This is a genomic window from Bacteroidales bacterium (assembly GCA_026418905.1).
Taxonomy (GTDB): domain Bacteria; phylum Bacteroidota; class Bacteroidia; order Bacteroidales; family DTU049; genus JAOAAK01.
In genome coordinates this window covers 81,338-107,139 of sequence record JAOAAK010000009.1, presented here as the reverse complement: position 1 = coordinate 107,139, position 25,802 = coordinate 81,338, and the positions used below count along the sequence as shown (strand labels likewise).

The 25,802-nt window shown below is 35.4% G+C and carries 23 protein-coding genes; 16 read left to right on the top strand and 7 right to left on the bottom strand.

The window, feature by feature from the left end; translation table 11 throughout:
* Positions 1–9: 9 nt before the first annotated feature.
* The 11 genes from N2Z72_02290 (at position 10) to N2Z72_02240 (ending at position 15,218) form a co-directional block, all read left to right on the top strand.
* Positions 10–1,071, top strand: coding sequence for an undecaprenyl/decaprenyl-phosphate alpha-N-acetylglucosaminyl 1-phosphate transferase (locus N2Z72_02290; GenBank protein MCX7696506.1), 1,062 nt, complete (start codon positions 10–12; stop codon positions 1,069–1,071).
* The gene (locus tag N2Z72_02285) at positions 1,058–2,050 is read left to right on the top strand and encodes a transglycosylase SLT domain-containing protein (protein ID MCX7696505.1); all 993 of its coding nucleotides are present in this window, start codon (positions 1,058–1,060) and stop codon (positions 2,048–2,050) included. Before N2Z72_02290 ends, N2Z72_02285 begins: the two co-directional genes overlap by 14 nt.
* Positions 2,051–2,074: 24 nt before the next feature.
* Positions 2,075–4,933, top strand: a complete 2,859-nt coding sequence (gene uvrA / locus N2Z72_02280; GenBank protein ID MCX7696504.1) for an excinuclease ABC subunit UvrA — start codon at positions 2,075–2,077, stop codon at positions 4,931–4,933.
* A complete protein-coding gene (locus N2Z72_02275) occupies positions 4,920–5,651 on the top strand; it encodes a TIGR00730 family Rossman fold protein (GenBank protein MCX7696503.1) in 732 nt (243 codons plus the stop codon). The genes uvrA and N2Z72_02275 overlap by 14 nt, the downstream gene beginning before the upstream one ends.
* The gene (locus N2Z72_02270) at positions 5,651–6,109 is read left to right on the top strand and encodes a retropepsin-like domain-containing protein (protein ID MCX7696502.1); all 459 of its coding nucleotides are present in this window, start codon (positions 5,651–5,653) and stop codon (positions 6,107–6,109) included. Before N2Z72_02275 ends, N2Z72_02270 begins: the two co-directional genes overlap by 1 nt.
* Before the next feature lie 87 nt (positions 6,110–6,196).
* On the top strand, positions 6,197–9,259 hold the full coding sequence (gene secDF / locus N2Z72_02265; GenBank protein MCX7696501.1) for a protein translocase subunit SecDF: 3,063 nt from the start codon (positions 6,197–6,199) through the stop codon (positions 9,257–9,259).
* 53 nt (positions 9,260–9,312) lie between these two features.
* The gene (locus N2Z72_02260) at positions 9,313–11,424 is read left to right on the top strand and encodes an OmpA family protein (GenBank protein MCX7696500.1); all 2,112 of its coding nucleotides are present in this window, start codon (positions 9,313–9,315) and stop codon (positions 11,422–11,424) included.
* Positions 11,425–11,460: 36 nt separating this feature from the next.
* Positions 11,461–12,618, top strand: a complete 1,158-nt coding sequence (locus tag N2Z72_02255) for an AIR synthase-related protein (GenBank protein ID MCX7696499.1) — start codon at positions 11,461–11,463, stop codon at positions 12,616–12,618.
* Positions 12,615–13,697 (top strand): peptide chain release factor 1, encoded by a 1,083-nt coding sequence (gene prfA, locus N2Z72_02250; GenBank protein ID MCX7696498.1) that lies wholly within the window; start codon positions 12,615–12,617, stop codon positions 13,695–13,697. The genes N2Z72_02255 and prfA overlap by 4 nt, the downstream gene beginning before the upstream one ends.
* A complete protein-coding gene (pyrF, locus tag N2Z72_02245; GenBank protein MCX7696497.1) occupies positions 13,690–14,508 on the top strand; it encodes an orotidine-5'-phosphate decarboxylase in 819 nt (272 codons plus the stop codon). Before prfA ends, pyrF begins: the two co-directional genes overlap by 8 nt.
* Positions 14,505–15,218, top strand: a complete 714-nt coding sequence (locus tag N2Z72_02240; protein MCX7696496.1) for a hypothetical protein — start codon at positions 14,505–14,507, stop codon at positions 15,216–15,218. Before pyrF ends, N2Z72_02240 begins: the two co-directional genes overlap by 4 nt.
* Here the strand turns inward: N2Z72_02240 and ispG are convergent.
* Positions 15,191–16,663, bottom strand: coding sequence for a (E)-4-hydroxy-3-methylbut-2-enyl-diphosphate synthase (gene ispG / locus N2Z72_02235; GenBank protein ID MCX7696495.1), 1,473 nt, complete (start codon positions 16,661–16,663; stop codon positions 15,191–15,193). The two genes, N2Z72_02240 and ispG, sit on opposite strands and share 28 nt — an antisense overlap.
* Before the next feature lie 16 nt (positions 16,664–16,679).
* A complete protein-coding gene (locus N2Z72_02230) occupies positions 16,680–17,141 on the bottom strand; it encodes a hypothetical protein (GenBank protein ID MCX7696494.1) in 462 nt (153 codons plus the stop codon).
* Positions 17,142–17,238: 97 nt separating this feature from the next.
* Between N2Z72_02230 and N2Z72_02225 the strand changes: the two genes are divergently transcribed.
* A complete protein-coding gene (locus N2Z72_02225; GenBank protein ID MCX7696493.1) occupies positions 17,239–17,430 on the top strand; it encodes a hypothetical protein in 192 nt (63 codons plus the stop codon).
* Here the strand turns inward: N2Z72_02225 and N2Z72_02220 are convergent.
* Complete coding sequence (locus tag N2Z72_02220; protein MCX7696492.1) at positions 17,424–18,104, bottom strand: hypothetical protein; 681 nt, start codon at positions 18,102–18,104, stop codon at positions 17,424–17,426. The two genes, N2Z72_02225 and N2Z72_02220, sit on opposite strands and share 7 nt — an antisense overlap.
* A 111-nt stretch (positions 18,105–18,215) precedes the next feature.
* Here N2Z72_02220 and N2Z72_02215 point away from each other — a divergent pair, with 111 nt between their 5' ends.
* On the top strand, positions 18,216–19,037 hold the full coding sequence (locus N2Z72_02215) for a T9SS type A sorting domain-containing protein (GenBank protein MCX7696491.1): 822 nt from the start codon (positions 18,216–18,218) through the stop codon (positions 19,035–19,037).
* A gap of 76 nt (positions 19,038–19,113) precedes the next feature.
* Here the strand turns inward: N2Z72_02215 and trxA (N2Z72_02210) are convergent, their stop codons facing one another.
* Positions 19,114–19,488, bottom strand: coding sequence for a thioredoxin (trxA, locus tag N2Z72_02210; protein MCX7696490.1), 375 nt, complete (start codon positions 19,486–19,488; stop codon positions 19,114–19,116).
* A gap of 4 nt (positions 19,489–19,492) precedes the next feature.
* Positions 19,493–19,999 (bottom strand): thioredoxin, encoded by a 507-nt coding sequence (trxA, locus tag N2Z72_02205; GenBank protein ID MCX7696489.1) that lies wholly within the window; start codon positions 19,997–19,999, stop codon positions 19,493–19,495.
* A 126-nt stretch (positions 20,000–20,125) separates the two neighbouring features.
* Between trxA (N2Z72_02205) and N2Z72_02200 the strand changes: the two genes are divergently transcribed.
* The 3 genes from N2Z72_02200 to N2Z72_02190 are packed head-to-tail and all read left to right on the top strand — an operon-like array spanning position 20,126 to position 24,150.
* Entirely contained in the window at positions 20,126–21,574 is a 1,449-nt protein-coding gene (locus tag N2Z72_02200) for a lyase family protein (GenBank protein MCX7696488.1), read from the top strand.
* Entirely contained in the window at positions 21,561–22,781 is a 1,221-nt protein-coding gene (hydF, locus tag N2Z72_02195; GenBank protein ID MCX7696487.1) for a [FeFe] hydrogenase H-cluster maturation GTPase HydF, read from the top strand. The genes N2Z72_02200 and hydF overlap by 14 nt, the downstream gene beginning before the upstream one ends.
* 4 nt (positions 22,782–22,785) lie before the next feature.
* A complete protein-coding gene (locus tag N2Z72_02190; protein ID MCX7696486.1) occupies positions 22,786–24,150 on the top strand; it encodes an MATE family efflux transporter in 1,365 nt (454 codons plus the stop codon).
* Here N2Z72_02190 and N2Z72_02185 read toward each other — a convergent pair.
* Complete coding sequence (locus N2Z72_02185) at positions 24,143–24,616, bottom strand: hypothetical protein (GenBank protein ID MCX7696485.1); 474 nt, start codon at positions 24,614–24,616, stop codon at positions 24,143–24,145. The two genes, N2Z72_02190 and N2Z72_02185, sit on opposite strands and share 8 nt — an antisense overlap.
* The gene (locus N2Z72_02180) at positions 24,613–25,788 is read right to left on the bottom strand and encodes a M20 family metallopeptidase (protein ID MCX7696484.1); all 1,176 of its coding nucleotides are present in this window, start codon (positions 25,786–25,788) and stop codon (positions 24,613–24,615) included. The genes N2Z72_02185 and N2Z72_02180 overlap by 4 nt, the downstream gene beginning before the upstream one ends.
* Positions 25,789–25,802 lie beyond the last annotated feature (14 nt).

Genomic DNA, 25,802 nt, shown 5'->3' with positions numbered 1-25,802 from the left:
AAATACCTAATGAACACTTATTCTATTTTAGTATTCGGAGGTGTTATATTTTTATTATCAATTGTTTTATTTTATGCACTTTACAAATTTTCTGGAACCCTACGGATTCAGAATGATTTATCTGAGCAAAGATGGTCCTTACAATCTAAACCTACCGTAGGTGGGATCGGTTTTTTTATTATGTTTACAATTATTTTATTTTATTCTTATCTTTTTAAGGATAATTTTACAGTCTTTAGTTCACTTTCTTTCAACGGCTTCTTATTGGCTGCTTTTTTATCATTCGTAACTGGACTTGTTGATGATGCCAAAAAAATTAAACCTATTGTTAAGTTTCTCATGCAAACACTTATAGCTTTTGTTTTAGTTTTTTCCGGTAATATGATTCATTTCTTCGAAATCTATATTCTTGATTTCCTACTAACATACTTTTGGATAGTTGGGCTTATGAATGCAATTAATTTTTTGGATAATATGGATGGTGTTGCTTCTTTATTGACCATTGGTATTGTGTTATCGATCATTATACTTTCTTTATTTTCAACTCTAAACGAGTCCACAATTTTTATTTTTACTGGTGTTATTGGCTTTTTACTTGCTTTTCTGCTTTTTAACTTTCCACCTGCTAAATATTATATGGGCGATAACGGAAGTTTATTTCTTGGTTTATTAGTAAGTTATGCTGGTATTGAATACGTTTGGAATAATTTTAATTTAAAACAACTAGGTTTTTTTCCTCATCTTTCCATCATATGGCTTGTGTATCTTTGGCCTATCACAGATATTTTTCTTGTCACTATTCGTCGTCTTTTTCTCGGAAAAATGCCCTGGCATGGCGGTAAAGATCATACTAATCATCACTTGATTTATTTGGGGCTGAACGAAAAACAAGTAAATATCTTCATCATCTTTTATTTAATTCTCATCAATTTAATTTTACTTTTAATTACTCAATTAAAGGGATGGAATGCTTTTATCTGGCTTGGAATTTTATCTTTTTCTGGTGCTTTTACCTTGTTTTTCTTTGTTTTATTGTTTTTCATCGTAAAAAACGATAATGAAAAAAAGTAATTTTATCTTTATTTTTTTCATCGGGATTCTAATACTTACGAATATATTTCTTATTTCTACCAGAATTTTACCAGAAAATAAAAACATCAATGATCGTTATTTTGATGTCCAAAAACAAACCTATAAAATCTTCCAGCCTTATATTCCAGATTCCATCAAGATTTTCGATGAAAAAGTTCCCATCGAACACATCATGGTTCGTGAAAATTTAGAAAGAGAGCTCATGGCTGTTATGTATTGGCACAGTAGAACCATGCTTATCATAAAACGAACTTTTCGTTTTTTCCCTATCATTGAACCTATCCTCAAGGAAAATGGAATCCCAGATGATTTTAAGTATCTAGCTGTCACCGAAAGCGAACTTTCCACTCCAGTTTCACCAGCCGGAGCTACTGGATACTGGCAATTCATGAAAGAAACAGCCAAACAATATGGTCTTGAAGTCAATTCCTATTTAGATGAACGAAATCACATAATTTTTTCCACGCGAGCTGCTTGTCAATATATAAAAGACTTAAAAAAACAATATGGAAGCTATACCTTAGCCGCTTCAGTTTACAATGCTGGACCTAAGAAAATTCAGGAATATATCAATACTCAACAAACCAACAATTATTATTTTCTTTCTATGAATGAAGAAACATCACGCTACATATATCGTATCATTGCATATAAGCTCATCTGTGAAAACCCTACACGTTATGGTTTTTTTCTTCGACAAAAGGATGTTTATCAACCATGGCAAGGTACGTGGATAGAAATAGATTCCGCCATTACTGATCTTGTAAAATGGGGTCATCGTTATCATTTGACTTATGCAGAACTTAAATATTTCAATCCATGGATAAAAGGTTTTTCCCTTCCTGCACCTACAAATAAAAAATATTCTTTCTTTATTCCGTCTAAGCTAAATTTTGATAGTTATATATCTGATCTAAAAGAACCTGAAAAAATTGTAGGCGATACAATCAAATTTTAAATTTGCAGAAACCTACTTGACGCTATGCAATTTGATGACTGGATCATCGTCGAAGGAGCTCGGGAAAATAATTTAAAGAATATTTATGTTCGTATTCCACGTTATGCTTTAACTGTCATTACAGGTATTAGTGGAAGTGGCAAATCTTCTCTTGCCTTCAACACGCTTTACCAAGAAGGACAAAGACGCTATTTCGAAACTTTTGGGCTCTACACAAGACAATTCATTGGCGACATGTACAAGCCAGATGTAGATACTATTCAAGGACTTTCTCCAGTCATTGCCATCGAACAGAAAAATGTCATCAATAATCCGCGTTCTACCGTGGGAACCATTACTGAAATATACGACTTTCTTCGTCTTCTTTATGCACGTATTGCCACAGCTTATTCTCCCTATACAGGTAAACCAATGATAAAATACTCGCAAGAAGAACTACTTGAAAAACTTTTTAAAATCTACAAACAACAGAAAATTCTTCTTCTCGTACCGCTCGTTCGAAGTCGAAAAGGTCATTATGCCGAACTATTCAAAAGTTTTTTCGAAAAAGGCTATGAATTATGTAGAGTAGACGGAGAAATTGTCGAAATCCATCCAAGATTAAAACTTGATAGGTACAAAATTCATGATATCGAATTGGTGATCGATCGATTCACTTTGGAAGAAAAAAATTTGGAAAGACTTAAAAATTCACTCTCCCAAGCTTTAAAATTGGGAAAGGGAACAATAGCCATTTTCCACGAAGAAAAACAAGAATTAAAATATTTTAGCAAAGATTACATGTGTGAAGATACTGGCTATTCCTGTCCTGCCCCTGAACCCAACAATTTTTCTTTTAATAGTCCGTATGGTGCATGCCCTCGCTGCAATGGTCTTGGCTACATATATGATGTGGATTTAAAAAAATTAATTCCCGATCCTAGCAAATCCATAAAAAAAGGAGGAATTTCTCCTTTGGGAAATTATCAAAACAACTATCTTTTTTATATCATTGACAAAATTTTATATTACTTTAATGCATCACTTGACGATCCCATTGGCGAATTACCCCAAGAAGCAATCAACAGTCTTCTTTACGGTTTTGAAGGGATGGTAAACTATTTTTCTCCCACATCACAAGTCAATCATACAATTCCTATTCAATTTGAGGGGATTATTAATATTTTAAAAGATGAATCTCTTAAAGCTGAAGAAGCAAGGGCAAAACGGTGGACAAACGAATACATACAGCAAATCCAATGCCCCGAGTGCCTTGGAAAACGTCTGAAATCTGAAAATCTTATTTTTAAAATTTCAGGTTACGAGATTACTGAAGTAAGTGCATGGTCTTTAAAAAAATTTTTCAATTGGATTCAAAATCTGACTCAGGACCTAAGTCATTCTCAAAAACTTATTGCTCAAGAAATACTCAATGAAGTCCATAAAAGAACTAAACTTTTGCTTGAGATCGGGCTGGGATATCTTTCACTCGATAGGCCTACGTCAACGCTCTCAGGTGGTGAATCTCAACGTATACGTTTGGCTTCCCAATTAGGAAGTGGTCTCACCAACGTGATATACATCCTTGATGAACCAAGTATTGGCCTTCATGCTGCAGATAATCACAAACTCATCAAAAGCTTACATAATCTAAGAGACTTAGGCAATACTATTATTGTTGTTGAACATGATGAAACAATGATGAGATCTGCTGATTACATTATTGACATGGGTCCCGGTGCAGGAATAAAAGGGGGAAAAATTGTTGGATCTGGTACACCGAAAGAAATGCTCGAATGCAACACACTTACATGTCAGTATTTATCTGGTAAAAAGTGCATTCCTATTCCAACTAAACGACGCAAACCTGGTAAGGATTGGCTTATCATAGAACAAGCACATGGGCATAACTTGAAAAACATTGATCTTGCCATACCACTTGGTTTGTTTGTTTGCGTAACTGGTGTTTCTGGAAGTGGAAAAAGTTCTTTAATCATGGAAACACTCGTACCAGCTCTCGAACAAAAATTAAATCATTCCTCTCGGAAACCTCTTCCTTTTAAGTCGATTAAGGGAATAGAAAAACTCAAAAAACTTATTACCATCGATCAAACACCCATTGGGAGAACCCCTCGTAGCAATCCTGCTACCTACACTGGTGTATTCGATGAAATCAGAAAACTCTTTGCACAATTACCAACATCTATGGCTTATGGCTATAAACCAGGTCGTTTTTCGTTTAATATCCCAGGAGGAAGATGTGAACACTGCAAAGGAGCTGGAGAACTTACTATTGAAATGAATTTCCTACCTGATGTACATATAATATGTCCTGTATGCAACGGCAAAAAATACAATGACATGACATTGTCTATTAGATTTAAAGGTAAAAATATATACGATATTCTCAATATGACGATAGAAGAAGCTACCCATTTTTTTGAAAATCAACCTAATATTTTTCCCATTGTAAAAACCCTCAACGACGTGGGTCTTGGATATTTACGTCTAGGGCAACCAAGTACAACCCTTTCAGGAGGTGAAGCTCAACGTGTTAAACTGGCTACAGAACTTGCCAGAAAAAATCATGGAAATGCTCTCTATGTTTTAGACGAGCCCACAACAGGGTTACATTTTGAGGATATTCGCGTATTGTTAAAGTTATTAAATTCGCTTGTTGAAAAGGGTAACACAATTATTGTGATCGAACATCAAATGGACGTTATCGCATACGCTGATTATATTATTGATCTTGGACCAGAAGGTGGTGAAAACGGTGGCTATCTTATAGCTCAAGGGACCCCAGAAGAAATATGCAAAAGGACGGAATCACTGACTGGTATTTTTCTTTCCGAACATCTTAAATCAAAAAAAGCAAAAACGTTTTGTTATGAACAATTATGAAGATGAATTGAATTTTTCAGAAGAAGAAAAAATCCGAAAAGCCCTCGAACCCCGCGATTGGACGGAAATTAGGAGTTTTGACTCGTGGCAGATTTTCAAAATTATGTCTGAATTCGTAGAAGGTTTTGAAAAATTAGCAGCCATTGGACCATGTGTTACAATCTTTGGTTCAGCACGTACTCCTGAGAATCACAAATATTACAAGATGGCAAGCAAAATAGCCTATCTGTTGGTGAAGCGTGGTTTTGGTGTGATCACCGGTGGTGGACCAGGTATTATGGAAGCTGCAAACAAAGGGGCTAAAAAAGCTGGTGGAAAATCCGTTGGTTTGAACATCACTCTTCCGCACGAACAAGCTCCAAATCCTTACATAGATCCGGATAAACTTATCACTTTTAAATATTTTTTTGTTAGAAAAACCATGTTTACTAAATACAGTCAAGGTTTTATAGTACTTCCTGGCGGATTTGGTACATGTGATGAGCTTTTCGAATCACTAACCCTGATTCAAACTGGAAAGATTGCTCACTTTCCTATTGTCCTTATTAGTAAGGATTACTGGAAAGGGATGATAGACTGGCTAAAAAACACCGTCCTCAAAGAAAAGAATATTCACGAAAAAGATTTGCATTTATTCCATGTAGTAGATGAAGAAACTGAAGCAGTTGATATCATCGAAAGGTTCTATGTCAAATATGCTCTCAAACCTAACTTTTAATGAAAATATTTACCAAATTACATCAGATTGTTGTTGAAAAGAAGTTCTTGCACGTAGGTATTTACTGTAAAATCAATCAACAAAATGCTTTTTTTTTGCTAGATACCGGAGCATCAAGATCTGTCATCGATAATAGTAAACTTACGTATTTTCATCTTGAATATCTGCCCATCAAAGAAGATGAAAAAGTCCTAGGAATTGGTACTACCCCTCTTGAAATATCTTTGGCTCAAGCTAAATCTTTCTCCATCGAAGACTGTGAATTGAAGAATATAGTTTTTGTTACACTCGATTTATCTCATATTAATAACCAACTTATAACTATGGAATTGCAACCCATTGATGGGATTATGGGTAACGACTTCCTCATGTCAACGAAAGCTATTATTAATTATCGTAAACTCATGCTTGAATTAACCATAACTCCCAGGATACTTCGTACACTTTCTCAATTATAGTAGTATGAATCGTATTTTACAATTAAATTTTTTCAATTCGTTTCCTTGTTCTATTTTTGCAAATCATTTTCAGAAAAATAATTATCTATGCGATTAAAAGGAACTATTATCTTTTTCACGGTCCTATTCATCCTTGTTAGCTTATTCTCCTTGTCTTTTACCTGGTGCACTAGAAAAGTTGAAAAAGCTGCATTTAGGTATGCACACAGCGAAGAAACAAAAAGACAAGCAGAAGAGCTGAGCAAAAATGATCCTATAAAATTTCAGCTAATTTACGATTCCCTTGCTTTAGCTAAAGAATCTAAATATTTAGACTCAATGTCGAGCGAGGTCATTTATAATCTCCTCGTACGAAAATTTACTTACCGTGAATGCAAAGAACGTGAAATTAGCTTGGGCCTCGACCTTAAGGGTGGTATGAACGTCGTACTTGAAGTATCCGAAATTGATATTCTTAAAGCACTATCAGGACATAACAAAGATCCCAAATTTAACCAAGCACTTGAAAAAACGCAAAGGGATAAAATCAATTCTTCCGAATCATTTGTGGATATTTTTGTTAGAAATATTAAAGAACTTGAACCTCAGAAGCCGTTAGCTGTTTATTTTGCAACAATAGAAAACAGCAGTAAGATAAAGCCTACCTCAACTGATGAAGAAGTAATTACTTTTTTGAAAGATGAAGTTGCAAGTGCTATTGATCGCACCTACATTGTCCTTCGAAAGCGTATAGACAAGTTTGGTGTAGCTCAACCTAACATTCAAAAGCTTAGTGCTCAAAATCGTATCCTCATCGAGTTACCTGGCGTAAAGGATCCTACACGTGTTAGAAAAATATTACAAGGAACAGCAAAACTTGAATTTTGGGAAACTTGGGAATTCGGCGCTGATAAAATATATGATAAATTCGTAGAAGCAGACAAAGAAATTAAAGCTATACTAAAAAAACAACTTAATATACAAGACACCACACCACAAACAGATACTACTCAGGTTTCAAAAGAACCAACTACTCTTGAAGAAGCTCTTACTCCCGTTCAAACACCTAAAACTGATACATCATTAAAATCAACCATCAGTGAAAACCCCCTTTTAAGTCTTTTCAAAGGAGGATTAAACATTATCACTGATGAAAAAGGGCAATATTACCCTGGTAAAGGACCTCTCGTGGGGTATGTCGAAGGAAAAGATACATCACAAGTTATACGTTACCTAAAAATGGTTTCTCACATCTTCCCCAATACTAGATTTTTATGGGAAGCTAAACCTTTAACTACAAAGGAAAATAAAGAATTTTATGGCCTCATAGCTATTAAAATCACTACTCCTGATGGCAGACCTAAGCTTGAAGGTGATAAAGTCGTTGATGCATGGCAAGACTACGATCAAACTGGTAAAGTAGAAGTAAGTATGCTCATGAACTCTGAAGGAGCCAGAATCTGGAAAGACATGACAGGCAAAAACATTGGTAAATCTATTGCTATTGTACTTGATAACATAGTTTATTCATATCCTGTTGTTCAAACAGAAATTGCTGGAGGTCGTTCTCAAATTACGGGCAATTTTACGGTAGCTGAAGCCCAAGATCTTGCAAACGTACTTAAATCAGGAAAACTACCAGCCCCAGCAAGAATTATACAAGAATCCATCGTTGGGCCATCACTTGGAGCAGAAAGTATTCATTCGAGTATCATATCATTTATCATAGCTTTTATTGTCGTCCTCATTTACATGATTTTCTTTTATAATAAAGCTGGTGTTGCAGCTAATATTGCACTGTTTTTTAATGTCTTTCTCATTTTTGGAGTATTGACTTCTCTAGGTGCCACTCTGACATTACCTGGCATTGCTGGTATTATTCTGACCTTGGGTATGGCTGTTGATGCTAATGTTATTATTTACGAACGAATCAAAGAAGAATTACGAATAGGTAAAGGTATTCGACTTGCCATTGAAGATGGTTACAAAAATGCATACAGCGCTATCATTGACGGAAATGTAACAACACTTATAACTGGTATTATTCTTGCATATTTTGGAACTGGTCCTATTCAGGGTTTTGCCGTAACTCTAATTATCGGGATTCTTACTTCACTCTTTACATCTATTTTTATTTCTCGTCTTTTCTTTGAATACCTATTAGATTACAATAAAAAAATCTCATTTGGTTTTCCGTTTACATTAAACATTTTAACCAACACTAAAATTGACTTTATCAAATTAAGAAAATTCGGATATGTTTTCTCAGCCGGATTGATTACTCTTAGTTTAATTTCTCTTTTCACCAAAGGACTCGAAACCGGTGTCGATTTCGCTGGTGGGAGAAGTTATGTGGTTCGTTTTGATCAACCTGTTAAGGTAAATGAAATTAGGCAATCTTTGTTAAAAGTCATAAAAGAGGGAGTTGAAGTTAAATCTTTTGGCTCCACTAACCAAGTACGTATAACTACCAAGTACCTCATTAACGATAATTCAACGAAGGCTGATTCTTTGGTCGAAAAAGTCTTATATGAAGGTCTTAAAGGTTTTTATAAAACTCCGATTAAATTTGAAGACTTTGTTTCAGATAATCCAGACAAGGTTATTGGTCGTCTAAGCAGTGAAAAAGTGGGACCTACCATAGCAGCTGATATCAAAAGGGCTGGTATTTATGCTCTTATTTTAGCATTAATTGGAATTTTCATCTACATTGCTATACGATTCAAGCGCTGGACATTTGGTCTTGGTGGTGTCATAGCACTAGCACACGATTCTTTAATAACAGCCGGTATGTATTCACTCTTTAGTGGTATACTTCCATTTACACTTGAAGTAGATCAAAGTTTTATCGCTGCAATTCTTACTATAATTGGATATTCTATTAATGATACGGTTATCATTTTCGACAGAATTCGTGAGTTTTTAAAACTCTTTCCAAAACGTAACATGACAGAGAACATTAACGGAGCCATTAATTCAACTCTCATGAGAACATTAAACACAGCAGGAAGTACCATCGTCGTACTATTAGCTCTTCTGATTTTTGGTGGTGATTCAATTCGCGGATTTACATTTGCTCTTTTAATTGGAGTTCTTATTGGTACCTACTCTTCAATTTTTGTTGCTACACCTCTAGCTTACGATATCTCGAAAAGAAAAAAACAGCAGTAATGCTTTTTTATGTCTTTCATTTTTTTTTAATTTAGCAAAAATTATTTGAAAAAATGAAAAAATTATTTCACATGAATACCAAAATTGTTGTAGTGTATATTATCGCATTATGGAGTTTATTTTTAGCTGGACAACGTTCGTTTACTCAAATGGCAGATGAAAAATTCCAACTAAAAAAATACTTCGAAGCCATAGAACTTTATAAAAAAGCATACACGAAAGTAAGTGATAAGGTTGAAAAAAATCGAATTCTATACCAAATTGGTGTGAGTTACTATATGATGGGAGACATGAAAAATGCAGCTCAATACTTTAAAAGAGTTGTTAAAGCGAATTACCCTGAACCTAATGCTTTCTTTTTGTATGGTGAAGCTCTCAAAAGCATCGAAAAATACGAAGAAGCATTAATTGCTTTTCAAGAAATGAAACAAAAATTTCCAGAAGATAAAAGAGCTGACCGAGGTATTGAATCCTGTAAGCTTGCTAAAGCATGGATGGATAATCCTACTCAATATGAGGTAAATCCTGATAAAAAAATTAATTCCAAATATCTCGATTTTGCCCCTGCTTGGTATGATAAAAAACACCGATCAATTGTTTTCACAACTTCACGAGAAGAAGTTATGGGTAAGGGGACAGATGCGTGGACAGGACAAGCATTCACTGATCTTTTTGTTACTACCCAAGACAAAAAAGGCAATTGGTCAACTCCAGTCCCCATAGATGAGGAGGGCATCATCAACACACCCGATAACGAAGGAGCATGTGTCTTAAACTCAAAATATAATACCATTTATTTCACTCGTTGTAAAAAGGAAAAGAAGAAAATCCTTGGATGCCAAATCTATATCTCAACCAAAAAAGGAAAAGCATGGAGTGAGCCAGAACTTCTCCAAGTCACAACCGATTCATCAGCTAGTGTGCGGCATCCAGCTATCAACGATGACGAAACAATGATTATTTTTTCTAGTGATATGCCCAATGGTCAAGGTGGTTATGACCTCTGGATGATGACCCGTTCAAAGAAAAACAAACCTTTTGAAAATCCTGTTAACCTGGGTCCAATTATTAATACACCTGGTGACGAAGTATTTCCGACACTTCGCGAAGTTAACGGAAGAACTTTTCTCTATTTCTCTTCTAATGGTCACTTAGGAATGGGCGGGCTGGATATTTTTGTGAGTGAATACGTGAATGGTACTTGGACTGAACCAGTCAACATGAAATATCCTATCAACTCATCTGGAGATGACTTCCACATCGTTTTCAACGATGATCCTAACGACTTAGCTGCAGCTAAAGCTAAGGAAATGGGCTGGTTTACCACGAATCGTCGAGGAGGTAAAGGAAGTGATGATCTATGGGAATTCAAATTGCCTCCCATTCTTTTTACTTTATCTGGTATTGTTTACGACGATAGCACTAAACAAATCATTCCCGAAGCCGAAGTTACCATAGAAGGTTCCAACGGTACCATTTACAAAACAAAAACCGATAAGGCAGGAAAGTATAGTTTCGATAATAAGCAAATTCTTGAAAATACCACTTATGATATTTTCGTAAGCAAAGACAATTATTTCAACGACAAGAGCCGGATTACTACCATTGGCCTACAACAAAGCAAAGATCTAGTTCAAGACTTTTATCTTGTTCCTATTCCTAAGAAACCTATTGTTTTACCTGAAATACGCTACGATTTTGACGATTGGAAACTATTGCCTCAATATGAAGATAGTCTGAGAGGATTAGTTCAACTGATGAAAGAAAATCCTAACATCGTAGTAGAACTAGGATCTCACACAGATGCCCGTGGTTCTGATACCTACAATGATACTCTTTCTTATAAACGAGCCAAAAGTTGTGTGGATTTTATTATTTCACAAGGCATTGAATCAGATCGACTCATACCTAAGGGATATGGCAAAAGAGTCCCACGTGTACTAGAAAAAGATATTACCATTACTTTCAACAATAAAACTTTTACCTTTAAGAAAGGTACAGTCCTGACTGAAACTTATATTAACAGTTTGAGCTCAAAAGATGAACAAGAAGCAGCTCATCAACTTAATCGCCGTACAACTTTTCAAATTGTTCGCACAGATTACGTACCAAAAGGCGAAAAAAATAAACCCGTTACACCTCAAATCCAGATTATTAAAGAGTAAGAATTTCGTAAATTCGCAACAAATTATGTTGCGTAGATGACTTTTAATAAATATAAAGCAAGAGGTGTTTCTTCTGAAAAGGAAGAGGTTGAAAATGCTGTTAAGAATCTTCAAATAGGAATTCCTCATACCTTTTGTAGACTTTATGAATACTCCAGCAATGTTTTACTTTCACTGCATGCCGATGGAGCAGGCACCAAATCTTCCCTAGCCTATGTTTATTGGAAAACAACTGGTGATATTTCAGTTTGGCAAGGCTTAGCTCAAGATGCTATTGTGATGAATACCGACGATTTGATCTGTGTTGGAATGGCAGATAGATTTTTTATTAGTTCTACCATTGGACGCAATAAAAATCTTATCCCCAGCGAAGTTATAGAACAAATTATAGAAGGAAACATTCGTTTCAAAGAAAAAATGGCCAAGTTCGGCATAGAGATTATTTTAACTGGTGGAGAAACTGCAGATATTGGAGATTTGGTTCGTACCATCGTAGTAGATGCTAATGCTCTTGGCTTTATTGAAAAAACAAATATTATACAAAATTCTAACATCCAGGTAGGTGATGTTATCGTCGGACTTTCATCTTTCGGAAAATCAGCCTGGGAAGATGAGTACAATAGCGGCATCGGCAGTAACGGTCTTACCTCGGCCAGACATGATTTATTAAACAAAAGCATTGGAGAAATGTTTCCTGAATCTTACGATCCTTCTATAACTCCTTATGCATACAATGGTCATTACTTTCTCACTGATCCATCTCCAATCCCTGGGCTCAACATAGGAAAACTACTCTTATCCCCTACTCGTACCTATCTTCCACTTTTCAAAACTATTTTCCGTTATCATAGAAAAGATATACATGGCATGGTGCATTGCACAGGAGGAGGCCAATTCAAAACACTTAAATACATCCCATCCCTTATGGTCATCAAAGACAATCTCTTTCCAATTCCACCTGTTTTCCAGTTAATCATGGAAAGCGGAACAACACTTGAAGAAATGTATTCCACCTTCAATATGGGACATCGACTCGAAATTTTCTGCCAAGAACAAACTGCTCAACGCATTATTTCCATCTCACAAGATGTAGGCATTGATGCTCAAATTATTGGGTATTGTAAACCATTTGACAAACCTGCCATTTTGCTGAAAACTTGCAAAGGTGAAATATTTAAAGAAAAAAATCTATGAATTTACTTGACAAATTAGAAGACTTATACAAAAAATATCTAGCACTACAGGAAAAATTAAACGATCCCGTCATAATTCAGGATATTAAAAAATTCATTTCCATTAACAAAGAATATAAGGAACTTGAACCTATAGCAAATGCCTACCTCAACTACAAAAAAATTTTATCAGATCTCGCTGCTAGCAAAGACATTCTTATCAATGAAAAAGATGAGGAGCTCAGAATGCTTGCTCGAGCAGAAATAGATGAGCTCAGTCGTAAAAAAGAGATACTGGAAAACGAAATCAAAATCTTACTTCTCCCAGCAGACCCTCAAGACAAGAAAAATGCCATCATTGAAATTCGTGCTGGTACAGGGGGCGATGAAGCTAGTCTTTTCGCAGGAGACCTTTTTAGAATGTATACCAGGTATGCAGAAAAGAACAAATGGAAATATGAAGTGGTTGACTTTACTGAAGGTACTAAAGGAGGATTCAAAGAAATTATATTTAATATCATAGGAGACCATGCCTACGGCACGTTGAAGTTTGAGTCAGGTGTTCATCGTGTGCAACGCGTGCCTGAGACAGAAGCTCAAGGTCGTATTCATACTTCTGCAGCATCTGTTGTTGTTTTTCCCGAAGCCGATGAATTCGATGTTGAAATTAAGGAAAATGAAATAAAAAAAGAGACTTTCTGCTCGTCAGGTCACGGAGGTCAATCTGTCAATACGACCTACTCAGCCGTAAGACTAACTCACATTCCTACCGGCATCGTTGTGAGCTGTCAGGACGAACGAAGTCAAATTCGAAATTTTGAAAAAGCTCTCAAAATTCTTCGAAGCAGAGTTTTTGAATTAGAATACAAAAAATATCTTGACAACATAGCAAAGCAAAGAAAAACTATGGTTTCCACCGGAGACCGATCAGCAAAGATCCGTACTTATAATTTTCCTCAAAACAGAGTTACAGATCATAGAATAGGACTTACGATTTATAATTTGCAATCCATCATGGATGGAAATCTTGACGAACTTATAGATGCTCTTCAAATTGCAGAAAATGCAGAAAAATTAAAAACATTCGAAATCTATGAATAGAGAAACTCTTATAAAAAACATTTTTAATAAAAGATCCGTCCTTTGCGTAGGACTTGACGCTGATGTAACCAAACTACCACTATCCCTCAAAGGTGATGTCCTCGAATTTAATCGTCAGATCATTGATGCAACCATAGACCTTTCAGTTGCTTACAAAATTAATACTGCTTTTTACGAAGCACTTGGCAGTAAAGGATGGGATATTATGCAAAAAACAGTTTCATATATTCGTTCTCTTTCTTCAGATGTATTTATCATTGCCGATGCAAAGCGAGCTGACATTGGCAATACCTCTCAACAATATGCCAAAGCTTTTTTTGATAAATTAGGTTTAAATGTTGATGCCGTCACGGTTTCTCCATATCTTGGAAAAGATTCCATTGATCCTTTTTTTTCATATCCAGGTAAATGGGTAATCATACTAGCACTTACTTCCAATTCTGGTGCAGAAGATTTTCAATTAATACCTCTACAAAATGGAAAATTGCTTTTTGAAGTAGTAACAGAAAAAGCAATTAGTTGGGGCAATATAGATAACACCATGTTGGTCGTTGGTGCCACGCAAATAGAATACTTAGCAAAGATTCGTAAAATTGCCCCACATCATTTTCTCCTTATCCCTGGTATTGGAGCACAAGGTGGTGATCTTCAGAAAGTATTAGAAAAAACTTTTCATCCTGAACACGCTAATATCTTGATTAATATTTCAAGAAGCATTATATTTGCAAGTAATGAAAGTTCTTTTGCACTATCAGCAAGAAATAATGCTATGAAAATTGTTCAAGAAATGCGAAAAATTATAGACATATGAAATTTTTTCCTTTTGTTATAGTGTTTTCTATTTTCTTCATAAGCACTGCTCAAGTAGATGATTGGTTTGAAAACGTAGAAGAATACGAATGGCATGTAGAAGCTCCTATTTTCGAATATGAAAAATTTAACATTTACACAATAAATGACTCTATTCGTTTATGTGATAAAAAACCATGTAAGGGATGGATAAAAGATTATTATTCAAATGGTCAATTAAAACATAAAGGATTCTATGAAAATGGTAAAATTACTATGGGGTATGAAAACTACTATGAAAACGGACAATTAGAAAGAAAGTTTACTGTCATCTCCCCAACACGTACTGAACTTATTACCTACTACAAAGACGGCACATTACGTTCAAAGATAGAATTTAAGAAAAATCAACCTTTTAAATCCATAGAATATTATCCTAATGGAAATGTTGAATACATCGAAGAATATGATAATTCTCTAAAATACTACATAAAATTTAATTTTTATTATTCCAATGGATCTCCCCAAAGCATATTAGAAATTGTTGATCACAAAAAAAGAATATACCTTTCTAAAAAGTTTTACAAAAACGGTCAAGTGAAAGAAGAAGGACTGCGAATGTATAATGCTGCTGAAGGAAACTATAAGCGAATTAAAGAGTGGAAATTTTACGATGAAAAAGGTAATATCATTAAAACTGTTAACTACGACGAAGCAGTTGAAGAAGAATGATATTTTGTTTCACGATCAACAATTTCTTTTAATAATTTAACTGCTTCACGTTCGGGTACGTTTTTTATGATTATCTTTCCATGAGCATATAAATGAACATAGCCTGATTTAGAACCTAATATTCCATAATCGGCTCGAGAAATTTCACCAGGTCCGTTTACCACACAACCCATTACAGCAAATGTTAATCCTTTATAAGAAAAAAAAGTGTTTTTTACTTGCTTTGTCATAGTTTCAATATCAAAAGTCGTACGGCCGCAAGATGGACAGGATATGAATTCAGCACCATTAATATTTCTTCCAGTGACTTGAAAAAGTAAACGATAATAATCTGTCAAATTCTCTCTTTCATCTACTATGCAAGCAAGTGGGAATTTCATCAATACTTCACCGAGAACAATAGAAATATCAACTTCATTTTTCAAATCATTACTAACTCGAACTCCTTCGAGTGATGGATTATTCACTAAAAGCATTCGGATATCTTTTAATGAGGATACAAGAGGGACTTGTTCGTAATTGCTGCACAAATTTAACTCAGGCAAAGACTGATATGAATTTAAATTGAGATACTTCTGATTTAAACTGCTATCGATATAATTTTTTTGTGAGCTGCGAATAATTTCATACGCCACAGGTATTTCTTTTACCGGAGAACCTGTCAAAGATACTCGTATAGTATTACCAATCCCTTCAGCCAATAAGGTGCCAATTCCTATAGCAGATCTTATAATACCTTCTAGATCACTTCCTGCTTCAGTCACACCCAAATGAATGGGATAATCATAACCTGCCTTTATGAACTCACGAACCAACAATCGATTGGCATCTATAGTCTTTATAACATTGGAGTCCTTTATAGAAACAACCACATGATGAAAATCTTCTTGATGAGCCATAGAAACAAACTCAAGCATAGCTTGTACCATGGCCTGAGGAGTATGTCCGTATCTTTGAAGTATCCTGTTGGGTAATGACCCACCATTTACACCGATCCGGATAGCAGTTCCATGTCTGCGGCATTCTTGAATCAAACGAACAAATCTTTCACCAATAGCTTCTAACTCATTTTTATAGTCAGATTCTGAATATAATTCATCCTTCGATTTCAGAATGAAAAAATTCCCTGGATTTACACGTACTTTTTGTACATATGGAGCGGAAAGAATAGCAAGCTCATGATTAAAATGAATGTCAGCTACTAGAGGTATTTTAACACCCTTTTGTTTTAACTGTTCATGAATTTTAGGAAGAGCTTGAACATCCTTGGTATTTCTGATAGAGAGACGAACGAGTTTAGAACCAACTTTAGCAAGATCAATAATTTGCCTCGTTGTGGAAATTGCATCATCAGTAAAAGTATTAGTCATGGATTGAACAACAATCGAACGATTACCACCAATGACTATATCACCTACCTGCACTTCACGTGCATAGTAAATCATAAAAAATAAATAAGTCTTATTGGACTTCGAGCTTTTCAGAAAGAGGTTTTTCTGAAAGTTCTTTGTCGGAAAGAACGGGATTTTGCTTTAAGAAAGTATTGGCTTCATCATCAAGCTCACGATTGGTATTTTCATCCATGGGAACTCTCTCATCTGGCAAAATTTCGTAGCCCTGAGGAATTTGTTCATTATTGGTTAAAATATGTCTAATAGCTAATTCTCTTGCCCGGATGCTATGTGCAATGGCTTTCCCGTACTTCTCTTCAGTATACATTTTTATAGCTATCTTCTGATGAAGAAGTGCCCGCTGAAGATTTCCTGTATAAACCTTATGAGCTACAGTGGCTTTGTGAGCAGTATATATAACAAATGCCGTTCGATTAATAACATTCTTGGCTTTATCCCTCATGACTGACTGGGAATAAATTTGATTAGCAAAAAGCAAAAACGAAAAAAACCAGATAAAAATATTTTTCATATCCAATATTTTTTACAAATATAATTAAAATTAAAAACACGCTAGGAACAAATATCGTAAGTAAGCATTGCAAAAAAAATTATATTTTTGAGAAAAAATGAATAGGATAAGATATCTCCTCCTTTTGTTTGTATGCATCTCCTTTTTTTCTTGCAATGAAAGGGAAAAAGAACAAAAAGAAATTAAATTTTTTGAAGATAGTATCAAAAAAGAAGAACAAGATCTTACCCACAGCAAAAAAGCTGCAACTGAATTTATCACTCAATCAGATTCAACAACTTCTCACTGATCCCAAGGATATCCTTTCTCTTTTATTTCAGAACGCACAGCTTTATAAAGTTTTTTGAAATATTCATCTTTCCGCAAAGTCTTTATTCTTTTAGAAATAATACTTCTATTAATTTCATCATGGGTAATAGCAAGATAATATTGGTAATTCAATATTTCCTCATAATACATATTTAACTTATTTACCCATATTGCTTTCTGCAAATAACAATAATCACATCTGGGGTTTATGTATAAAAGTTCATTGATAGTATGAACGGCATTTCTGTAATCTCCCATTTTAGCATAAACAAGTGACATGAAATAAAGATTTTTCTCGTTTTTTTCCAAATTACATGCTATAGTGATATTTTCTAATGCATTTTGGTAATAACCCTTGAAGTAATAAATCATGCTTTTAGCATAATAATAATCATCTGAATTGCTATTGAGGTTAATAGCCATGTTTATATCATTGAGTGCTTTTTCATATTCGTTAAGCGAGAGATATATAAGTGATCTTTTATGGTATAGTTGATCATCTGATGGTTTTTTTGATATTTCATCATCTAACTTAAACAGACAATCGTAAGTTGAATGTACATTGTTTTCAGCAATAGTATACTTGTCTCCCTGTCCATAGAAATAATGGGTTAAGAAAAAGGCAATCAATAATATTATTATGTTGTACTTCACAAATATTTAGATCACTCATCACTTCAGAGTTTATAGTAGAAAATGCGTATTTTAATATTGCAAAAACTAAAAAAATTTTTTTATTATATTTGTCTCATGAAAATGTAAAATATGAAAAATTCTACATTGAAAAAGATGGCTGCTTATTCTGCAGCCGCATTGGCAAGTGCAAGTCTTGCAAATGCACAAATTGTTTACCACGACGTTAATCCTGATGTAACTTTTAATCCAAATGACAGTTTAGCACTTGATCTTGATAACAATGGAACAATGGACTATTACATGATGTTTCTTCGTTTTAATGGTTATCAAAATGATCAACTCTTCATTGCTCCACTGAATATAGGTAATATGGCTATTGGAGAAGCGGGTTGGGCAGCATGGAATTGGTATGGTATAGCATTAAATGCCGGTGATTCTATCAATGCTTCAGCAAACTGGGTTTGTCCTGGTGGTGTAGATCCTAGAAGTCGTGTATTTTTCGCCTCTACTTATAATGGCACCGAATACGGAAATTTTGCTGACGGACAAGATCATTACTTGGGAATTAAATTCCAGATTGGTGCTAATATTCACTACGGCTGGATCAGAGTTAATGTGAACGATGACGTAAGTGGCATGACACTGAAAGACTGGGCTTATCGTCAAACCCCTAACACAGGATTAAAGGCAGGACAAACTACTGTTACTCAAACTGATGATCAAGTGTTGCAAAATTCTAAAATTTACGGTTCTATGGGCAAAATCTACGTTCACTTATCTCAAATGATCGAAGGAACCATAACAGTGTACAATAATCTTGGTGAAAAGGTCATGGAGGAAACTATTTCTCAATTATCAACTATTCTTGATGCTTCTTCTCTTGAAAAAGGAATTTACAATGTGATCATCAATACAGGCAATTCACAGATAATGAAAAAGGTAATCTTGTAACGTGACCTATATCCTTTCAAATAAAAAAGCTGCCACAGTGGCAGCTTTTTTATTTAATTTTAGCGTAACTTATAGTTCAATCTGCAGTTGATGGTTTACTATTTAAAAGAAAACTTTCTATGACTTCTATGAATGTTTGTTTTGGCAATGCACCTACTGCTATTTGAGGATCGCCATCCTTAGGACAAAATAGAAGAGAGGGAATACTTTGAATTCCAAAAACATAAGCTAGTTCTTGTTGTTCTTCAGTATTAACCTTGTAAATACGAATCTTTCCTTCGTATTCTTTTGCTAATTCTTCAAGTATGGGAGATACCATTCTACATGGTGCACACCAATCAGCATAGAAATCAACGATACATGGCAAGTCGCCTTCAAATTTCCATTCACTGTTGGAATCATAATTGAAAACTTTTTGTTTAAAAGTTTCTGCTGTCAAATATTCAACCATAAATTTATTTTTTTGAATAAAAAACTTCTTCGATCATGCGAACGTATTCCTCTTTGGGATAAGCTCCTATGGCCATGACAGGCTTATCGTTAAGAGGGCAAAATAGAATAGAAGGAATGCTTTGGATACCAAAAACAGCTGCTAGTTCTCTTTCTTTGTCTGTATTTACTTTATAAAAATCGATTTTTCCTGCATATTCTACTGCCAATTCCTGCATGATTGGGGCCACCATCTTACAAGGTCTGCACCAATCGGCATAAAAGTCAATGACACAAGGTCGACTACCTTTAAATTTCCATTGCTTGTTGGTTCGATAATCAAAAATTTTGTCAATAAAGTCCTGTGTGGTCAGGTATATCACTTCACCTCCTTGCTTAGGAGTAGAAGTTTTATTTGATGATTTGCTTTCAGACCTCTCGCCGGATGGTTGAGAACTTGAGTAAGTTTGAGATTTTCCGCCACACGCAACCATGAACATGATCGTGGCCCATAAAAGAACTACTATCTTCATATCATTGATTTCTGCAAATATACAAAATTTTATTTAAATCAAATATAGTTATTAAAATTCGCACCAATTTCCTTTTGTATTCATAGCTATGTATATTTGAAAATTGAGTAAGTTTGCTTAAAAAAAGTGCGTAGAGAGCAAGACATTTTAGGTGAAATTGAATTACCTGACGATGCTCTATATGGAATTCATGCTTGGAGAGCCAAAAATAATTTTGGTGTTAACAGGTCATTTCCGCAAGAATGGTACAAAGCCATGGGAATGGTCAAACTGGCTTATTATGAACTCTACATTCAATACTTTGATGCTGTTAAGAAAAAATATCCTGAATTCGTCCGCAACCTGCGTGATCCGAGCAAATTCCATTATCTTATTGAGGCAGCTAAAGAAGTTTCTGAAGGAAAATGGTTTGATCATTTTATCGTCCCTGCCATTCAAGGTGGGGCAGGTACAAGTATTAACATGAACATTAATGAAATTATCACCAATCGTGCACTAATTCTCCTTGGTCATCGGGCTGGAGAATATCACATCATAGATCCTATCGAAGATGCTAATATTTTTCAAAGTACGAACGATGTAGTTCCTACCGCATTGAAGATTGCGTTAATGTTACTTCTTGAAAAACTAGAAAAAGCTATAAATCAACTTCGAACTATTGGAGAAGAGAAAGAAAAGCAATATAGGCATGTATTACGTATAGGCTATACACAATTGCAGGAAGCCATTCCATCAACATGGGGGCTATATTTTAGTACTTTTAACGATGCTCTTTCCAGGGATTGGTGGCGTGTAAGTAAAGTTTTTGAACGGATTAAAGTTGTCAATGCTGGTGGTGGTGCTATTGGAACTGGAGCGACTATTCCAACTTATTTTATTATGCTTCTTCCAAGTAAACTTAGGGAAATAAGTGGTGTTCCTCTCGCTCGAGGTGAGAACCTAACAGATGTAACATCAAACTGGGACTCATTGGTAGAAGGTCATGCTATCCTTAAATCATTGGCTATTAATCTTGAAAAATATGCTAATGATCTTCGCTTTTTTGCTTCAGATTTTCATGGCAAAGAAGTCCTTACCATACCTGCTCGACAAGTAGGATCATCTATTATGCCAGGGAAAATTAATCCCGTCATTGCTGAATATGTCATACTCATTAGTCAAGTAGTTCAGACCAATGACGTGCTAATTGGTCAACTTGCTAGTCGTGGCCATGCAGACCTTAATCCTTTTTTACCCTTGATGGGTAGTGTGGCTATAGAATCCGTAAATCTTCTCTGTGATGCATGCCAAGCATTCGCACAATTACTATTAAAAGACCTTAAAATTGAAGAAGAAATCTCTCATCATCAAGTCTTACATTCACCCACCATTGTAACACTTCTTATTCCATTGCTTGGATATAAAAAAGCTGGAGAGCTAGCCAAAATAATGAAGAAAGAAAAAATTAACGTTATCGAAGCTAATAAAAAATTGAATTACATAGATGAAAAGAGGTTATTAAATTTGCTAAGCCCATCTCAAATTGTTAAGGCTGGTTATCGAATAAAAGACATATTACCAGATGAAGAAAGGTAAAGATGCACAGCCACATATTGGCATTTATGGAAAAAGAAATTATGGAAAAAGCACGTTGATCAATACTCTAACCGGTCAAAATCTTGCTATTGTAAGTGATGTCCCTGGAACAACCACCGATCCTGTAAAAAAAAGTGTTGAAATCCAAGGAATAGGACCCTGCGTTCTTATTGATACAGCAGGAATTGACGATATTGGAGAACTGGGGCAAAAAAGAGTACAGAAAACTCTCGAAACACTTTCACAGGTAGATTTAGCAATTCTTGTCATTACGAATAATACTTTTGAAGAAGTAGAAGAAAGTTTTATAAAAAAATGTCAAGAAGAAGAGTTACCCTACATAATTGTGCATAACAAATCCGATATATCTCCTTTGTCTCCACAACTTAGAACAACTCTTGAATCTCAATGGAAAACGATAGTTATTGAACACAGTTATCAAAAAAATTCTATTACTGAAATCACGGACGCTATTGCTAAATTTTTACCCGAAAGTGCATATCGTTCAAGATCCCTTGTGGGCGATCTCATTAATTATGGAGATGTTGTTTTACTGATTACACCCATTGACATTGAAGCTCCTGAAGGAAGACTCATTCTACCCCAAGTCCAAGTAATTAGAGATGTCTTAGATCACGACGGAATAGCAGTCGTTTGCAAAGAAAGAGAAGTCGATGCATATATTCAAAAAATGGATCCTAAGCCTGTACTTGCCATCACAGACAGCCAAGCATTTCTAAAAGCAGATGCAGCTATTCCTCCGTCAATTAAATTAACTTCTTTTAGCATACTTCTTGCTCGTCAAAAGGGTGATTTTCAAAATTATCTTAAAGGTACTCCCTATATTTCAAAATTAAAAGACGGAGATCGTGTGCTCCTTTTGGAAGGATGCACCCATCAAGTTTCATGCGACGACATAGGTCGCGTCAAGATTCCCCGATGGATTAGTCAATTCACCGGAAAAAAGCTCGAATTCGAAGTAGTAAGTGGTCTAGATAAGCTACCTAGAGATATATGTGAGTATGCGCTTGTTATCCAATGCGGCGGTTGTGTCCTAACTCGCAGACAAATTATTGCCAGACTTCGACCTGCTGTCAAAGCTGGCATCCCTGTCACCAATTACGGTATGGCTATTTCCTACGTCCAAGGAATATACAATAGAGCCATTCAGCCTTTTGTAGAAGATATTGCAGAAGATTACATCTAAGATGATGAATAGTAACATAGATTTAACAACAGATAAAGAAATTAAATCCATACTTAGATACTCATACCCTCTTTTCTGGAGCAATATTATACAGCAAATTTATTTTCTGGTCAACGGTTTTCTCGTAGGTAATTATTTAGGCAAATATGCCCTAGCAGCAATTGGTGTTACCTACCCCATCATTTTTTTCTTGGTTTCATTTCTCATAGGTCTTACCATCGGACTTTCCATTATTGTAGCACAATACTATGGAAAAAAAGATTTCATAAAAATTCAAGAAGTCACCTACACAATTTTGTCCTTTTTATTGCTTTTTTCTATTTTTCTCTCAGCATGTGGTTGGCTTTTTAGTCATAAATTGCTAGAATTATTGAACACTCCCAAAGATATTTTTTCTGACGCAATTTCCTACTTTGTTTTGTTCTGTTTAAGTCTTCCGGTTATGTTCTTGTTTAACGCATTATCTGCTATTTTGCGCGGAATGGGTGATAGCAAAACACCCATGTATTTTCTTATCAGTCAAATAGTTTTAAACATTAGTTTTGATGTGGTGTTTATTTTGATTTTGCAGCTTCCTGTATACTGGCTTTCTCTTTCCATATTTTTAAGTACTCTATTATCTTTATGTATGCTGATTTTTTACTTAAATAAGCATCATGAAATTCTAAATCGTCGTATTTTTAAACTTTCTTTCAGGTGGGACTTATTAAAGCTAAATCTTAAATTAGGCATCCCCAGTGGGCTTCAACAAAGTTTTGTAGCACTAGGAAACATTGCCTTGTTACATCTTATCAACACATACGGTTCAGCTTCCACAGCTGCATATATGATCACTTCACGGATTGATGGATTCATTACCATACCAGCTTTTGTCTTGTCGGGAGGCTTATCCATTTTCGTTGCTCAAAACGGTGCCATCGGACTTTTTCATCGCATTAGAAAAGGCTATGTGGGTATGACGATAATTTCAGCATCTATTGCTCTAGTCCTATCCCTTTTTTGCTTTATTTTCCGAAATGAAGTGATGTCTTTTTTTAACTCTGACATAGAAGTGGTAAAAGTTGGAAGTGGATATTTTCTTATTGTATTTTCATTTTATGCTATTTTCTTCTTAATGTTTATGAACATCGCCATCCTACGAGGAGCTGGAGATACGATGACACCCATGTACATCACTATGATTTCGCTCTTGTTCGGTAGAATTCCCTTTGCCTACCTACTTCATCCATGGTTAGGGTTAGATGGTGTTTGGTGGAGTATTCCTCTAGGGTGGATCCTTGGCTTTATGATTTCAAGTTATTTTGTTTGGTCGAAAAAGTGGAAGCGCAAATTTATCGTACGCCCTACACTTCCCATCGACATTAGTTGAGTTTTTCACACCATACTTCTACTTTCTCCATCACATCATCCAAGCTTAAAGGCAAGGTGTGATAAATCATGAGAATATGCTCCCCAACATAAAAAATTTTTACTGTAGGTATCAATTCCACGCTTAGTTTCCAAGAATTATTGTTGATTCTTTCTCCCCGAAACATTGCATTTTCGCGAACTACGAGAATAGCCTCCTGATATTTGGTTGAACCATCTGGTACTTGAAGAACTACAGCCAAAGGAATGCGATTAGGAATAAATAAATTTTTCACATAAAAATTTCCAATGAATTTAAAGACACCTGTATCACGAATGTCAAATTTTAGCGTTATTCGATCATATGGCTCCCAAGTGTTGCTCGTGAAAATATACTGAATCACCTTTCCATGAGAAGTACTTATTTTACTAGGATTTGAACATCCTACAAAAAAAACTATAGAGAAAATTATGAAAAGCTTTTTCATAACATCCGAAGTAAATGCAACACCAAACTTGACATACTTAACATCCCTACATATAAAGCTTTTTCATCTGGGTTAAACGTTGGCGTATGCAAAGGATCACAGGAATTCGAATCAGAAGACGCAACACCAAGGCGATAAAATAACGAAGGAACATGTTGAGAAAAATAGGCAAAGTCTTCAGCCGTCAGACGAGGAGGTATTTCCCTAACAACAAAATGATCTGAAAAAGTTTGCCAAAATTCGCTGGCAAGATCGACAAGATCTTTGTCGTTCACCAACACTGGATAACCCGGGATATTCTTAAATTCAGCTTCGACTCCATATGCTTTTGCGATGTTATCAACAAGTAAAGGTAATTCTTTCCGAATGGTTTGACGGACTTGTTCATCAAAACATCTGAAAGTACCCTCGATTGAGACTTCATTTGAAATAATGTTTGTTCTCCCGTTAGATGTAATTTTCCCAGGTGTTATAACTGCACTTTGAAGAGGATCAATTAATCTGTGTTTTAGCCCATGTATAGCAAGCAAAATTTGAGCTGCGGCAGGTAGCGGATCGACGGCCTGCTGAGGTTGTGCAGCATGAGCACTTTTCCCTCGTAGTGTCAAATACCATTCATCTGTAGCAGCCATGAATCGCCCAGCTCGTACACCTATCGTAGTATAGGAGAGTTCAGGTATGACATGCAAACCTATAGCGTAGTGTACCTGTGGATTGCTAAGAATACCAGCTTCTATCATTGCAATAGCTCCACCGGGTAAAGTCTCCTCTGAAGGTTGAAAAACCAATTTCACCGATCCATAGAGCTGATCCTTTAGCTCGTTCAAAATACTAGCAACACCTAAAAGATTAGCCATATGCATATCGTGTCCGCAAGCATGCATTGCCCCTTTAAATTTGGAAGCATAAGTTAATCCTGTTTGCTCTTCAATTGGCAGTGCATCCATATCAGCCCGAAGTAAAACGCAAGGAGTATCTGCCCTGCCTTTAATGAGGCCAACTACCCCGTGACCTGCCACATTTTTTTCATGAGGAATCCCAAGCCGATGAAGAATTTCTGAAATTTTTTCAGCCGTTTTTGCTTCCTTACCGGATAATTCAGGATACTGATGAAACCATCTCCTCCAACTAACTACTTCTTCGTATCTGTTCTTAACTAATTCAACGAGCATATTCTTATCCATAC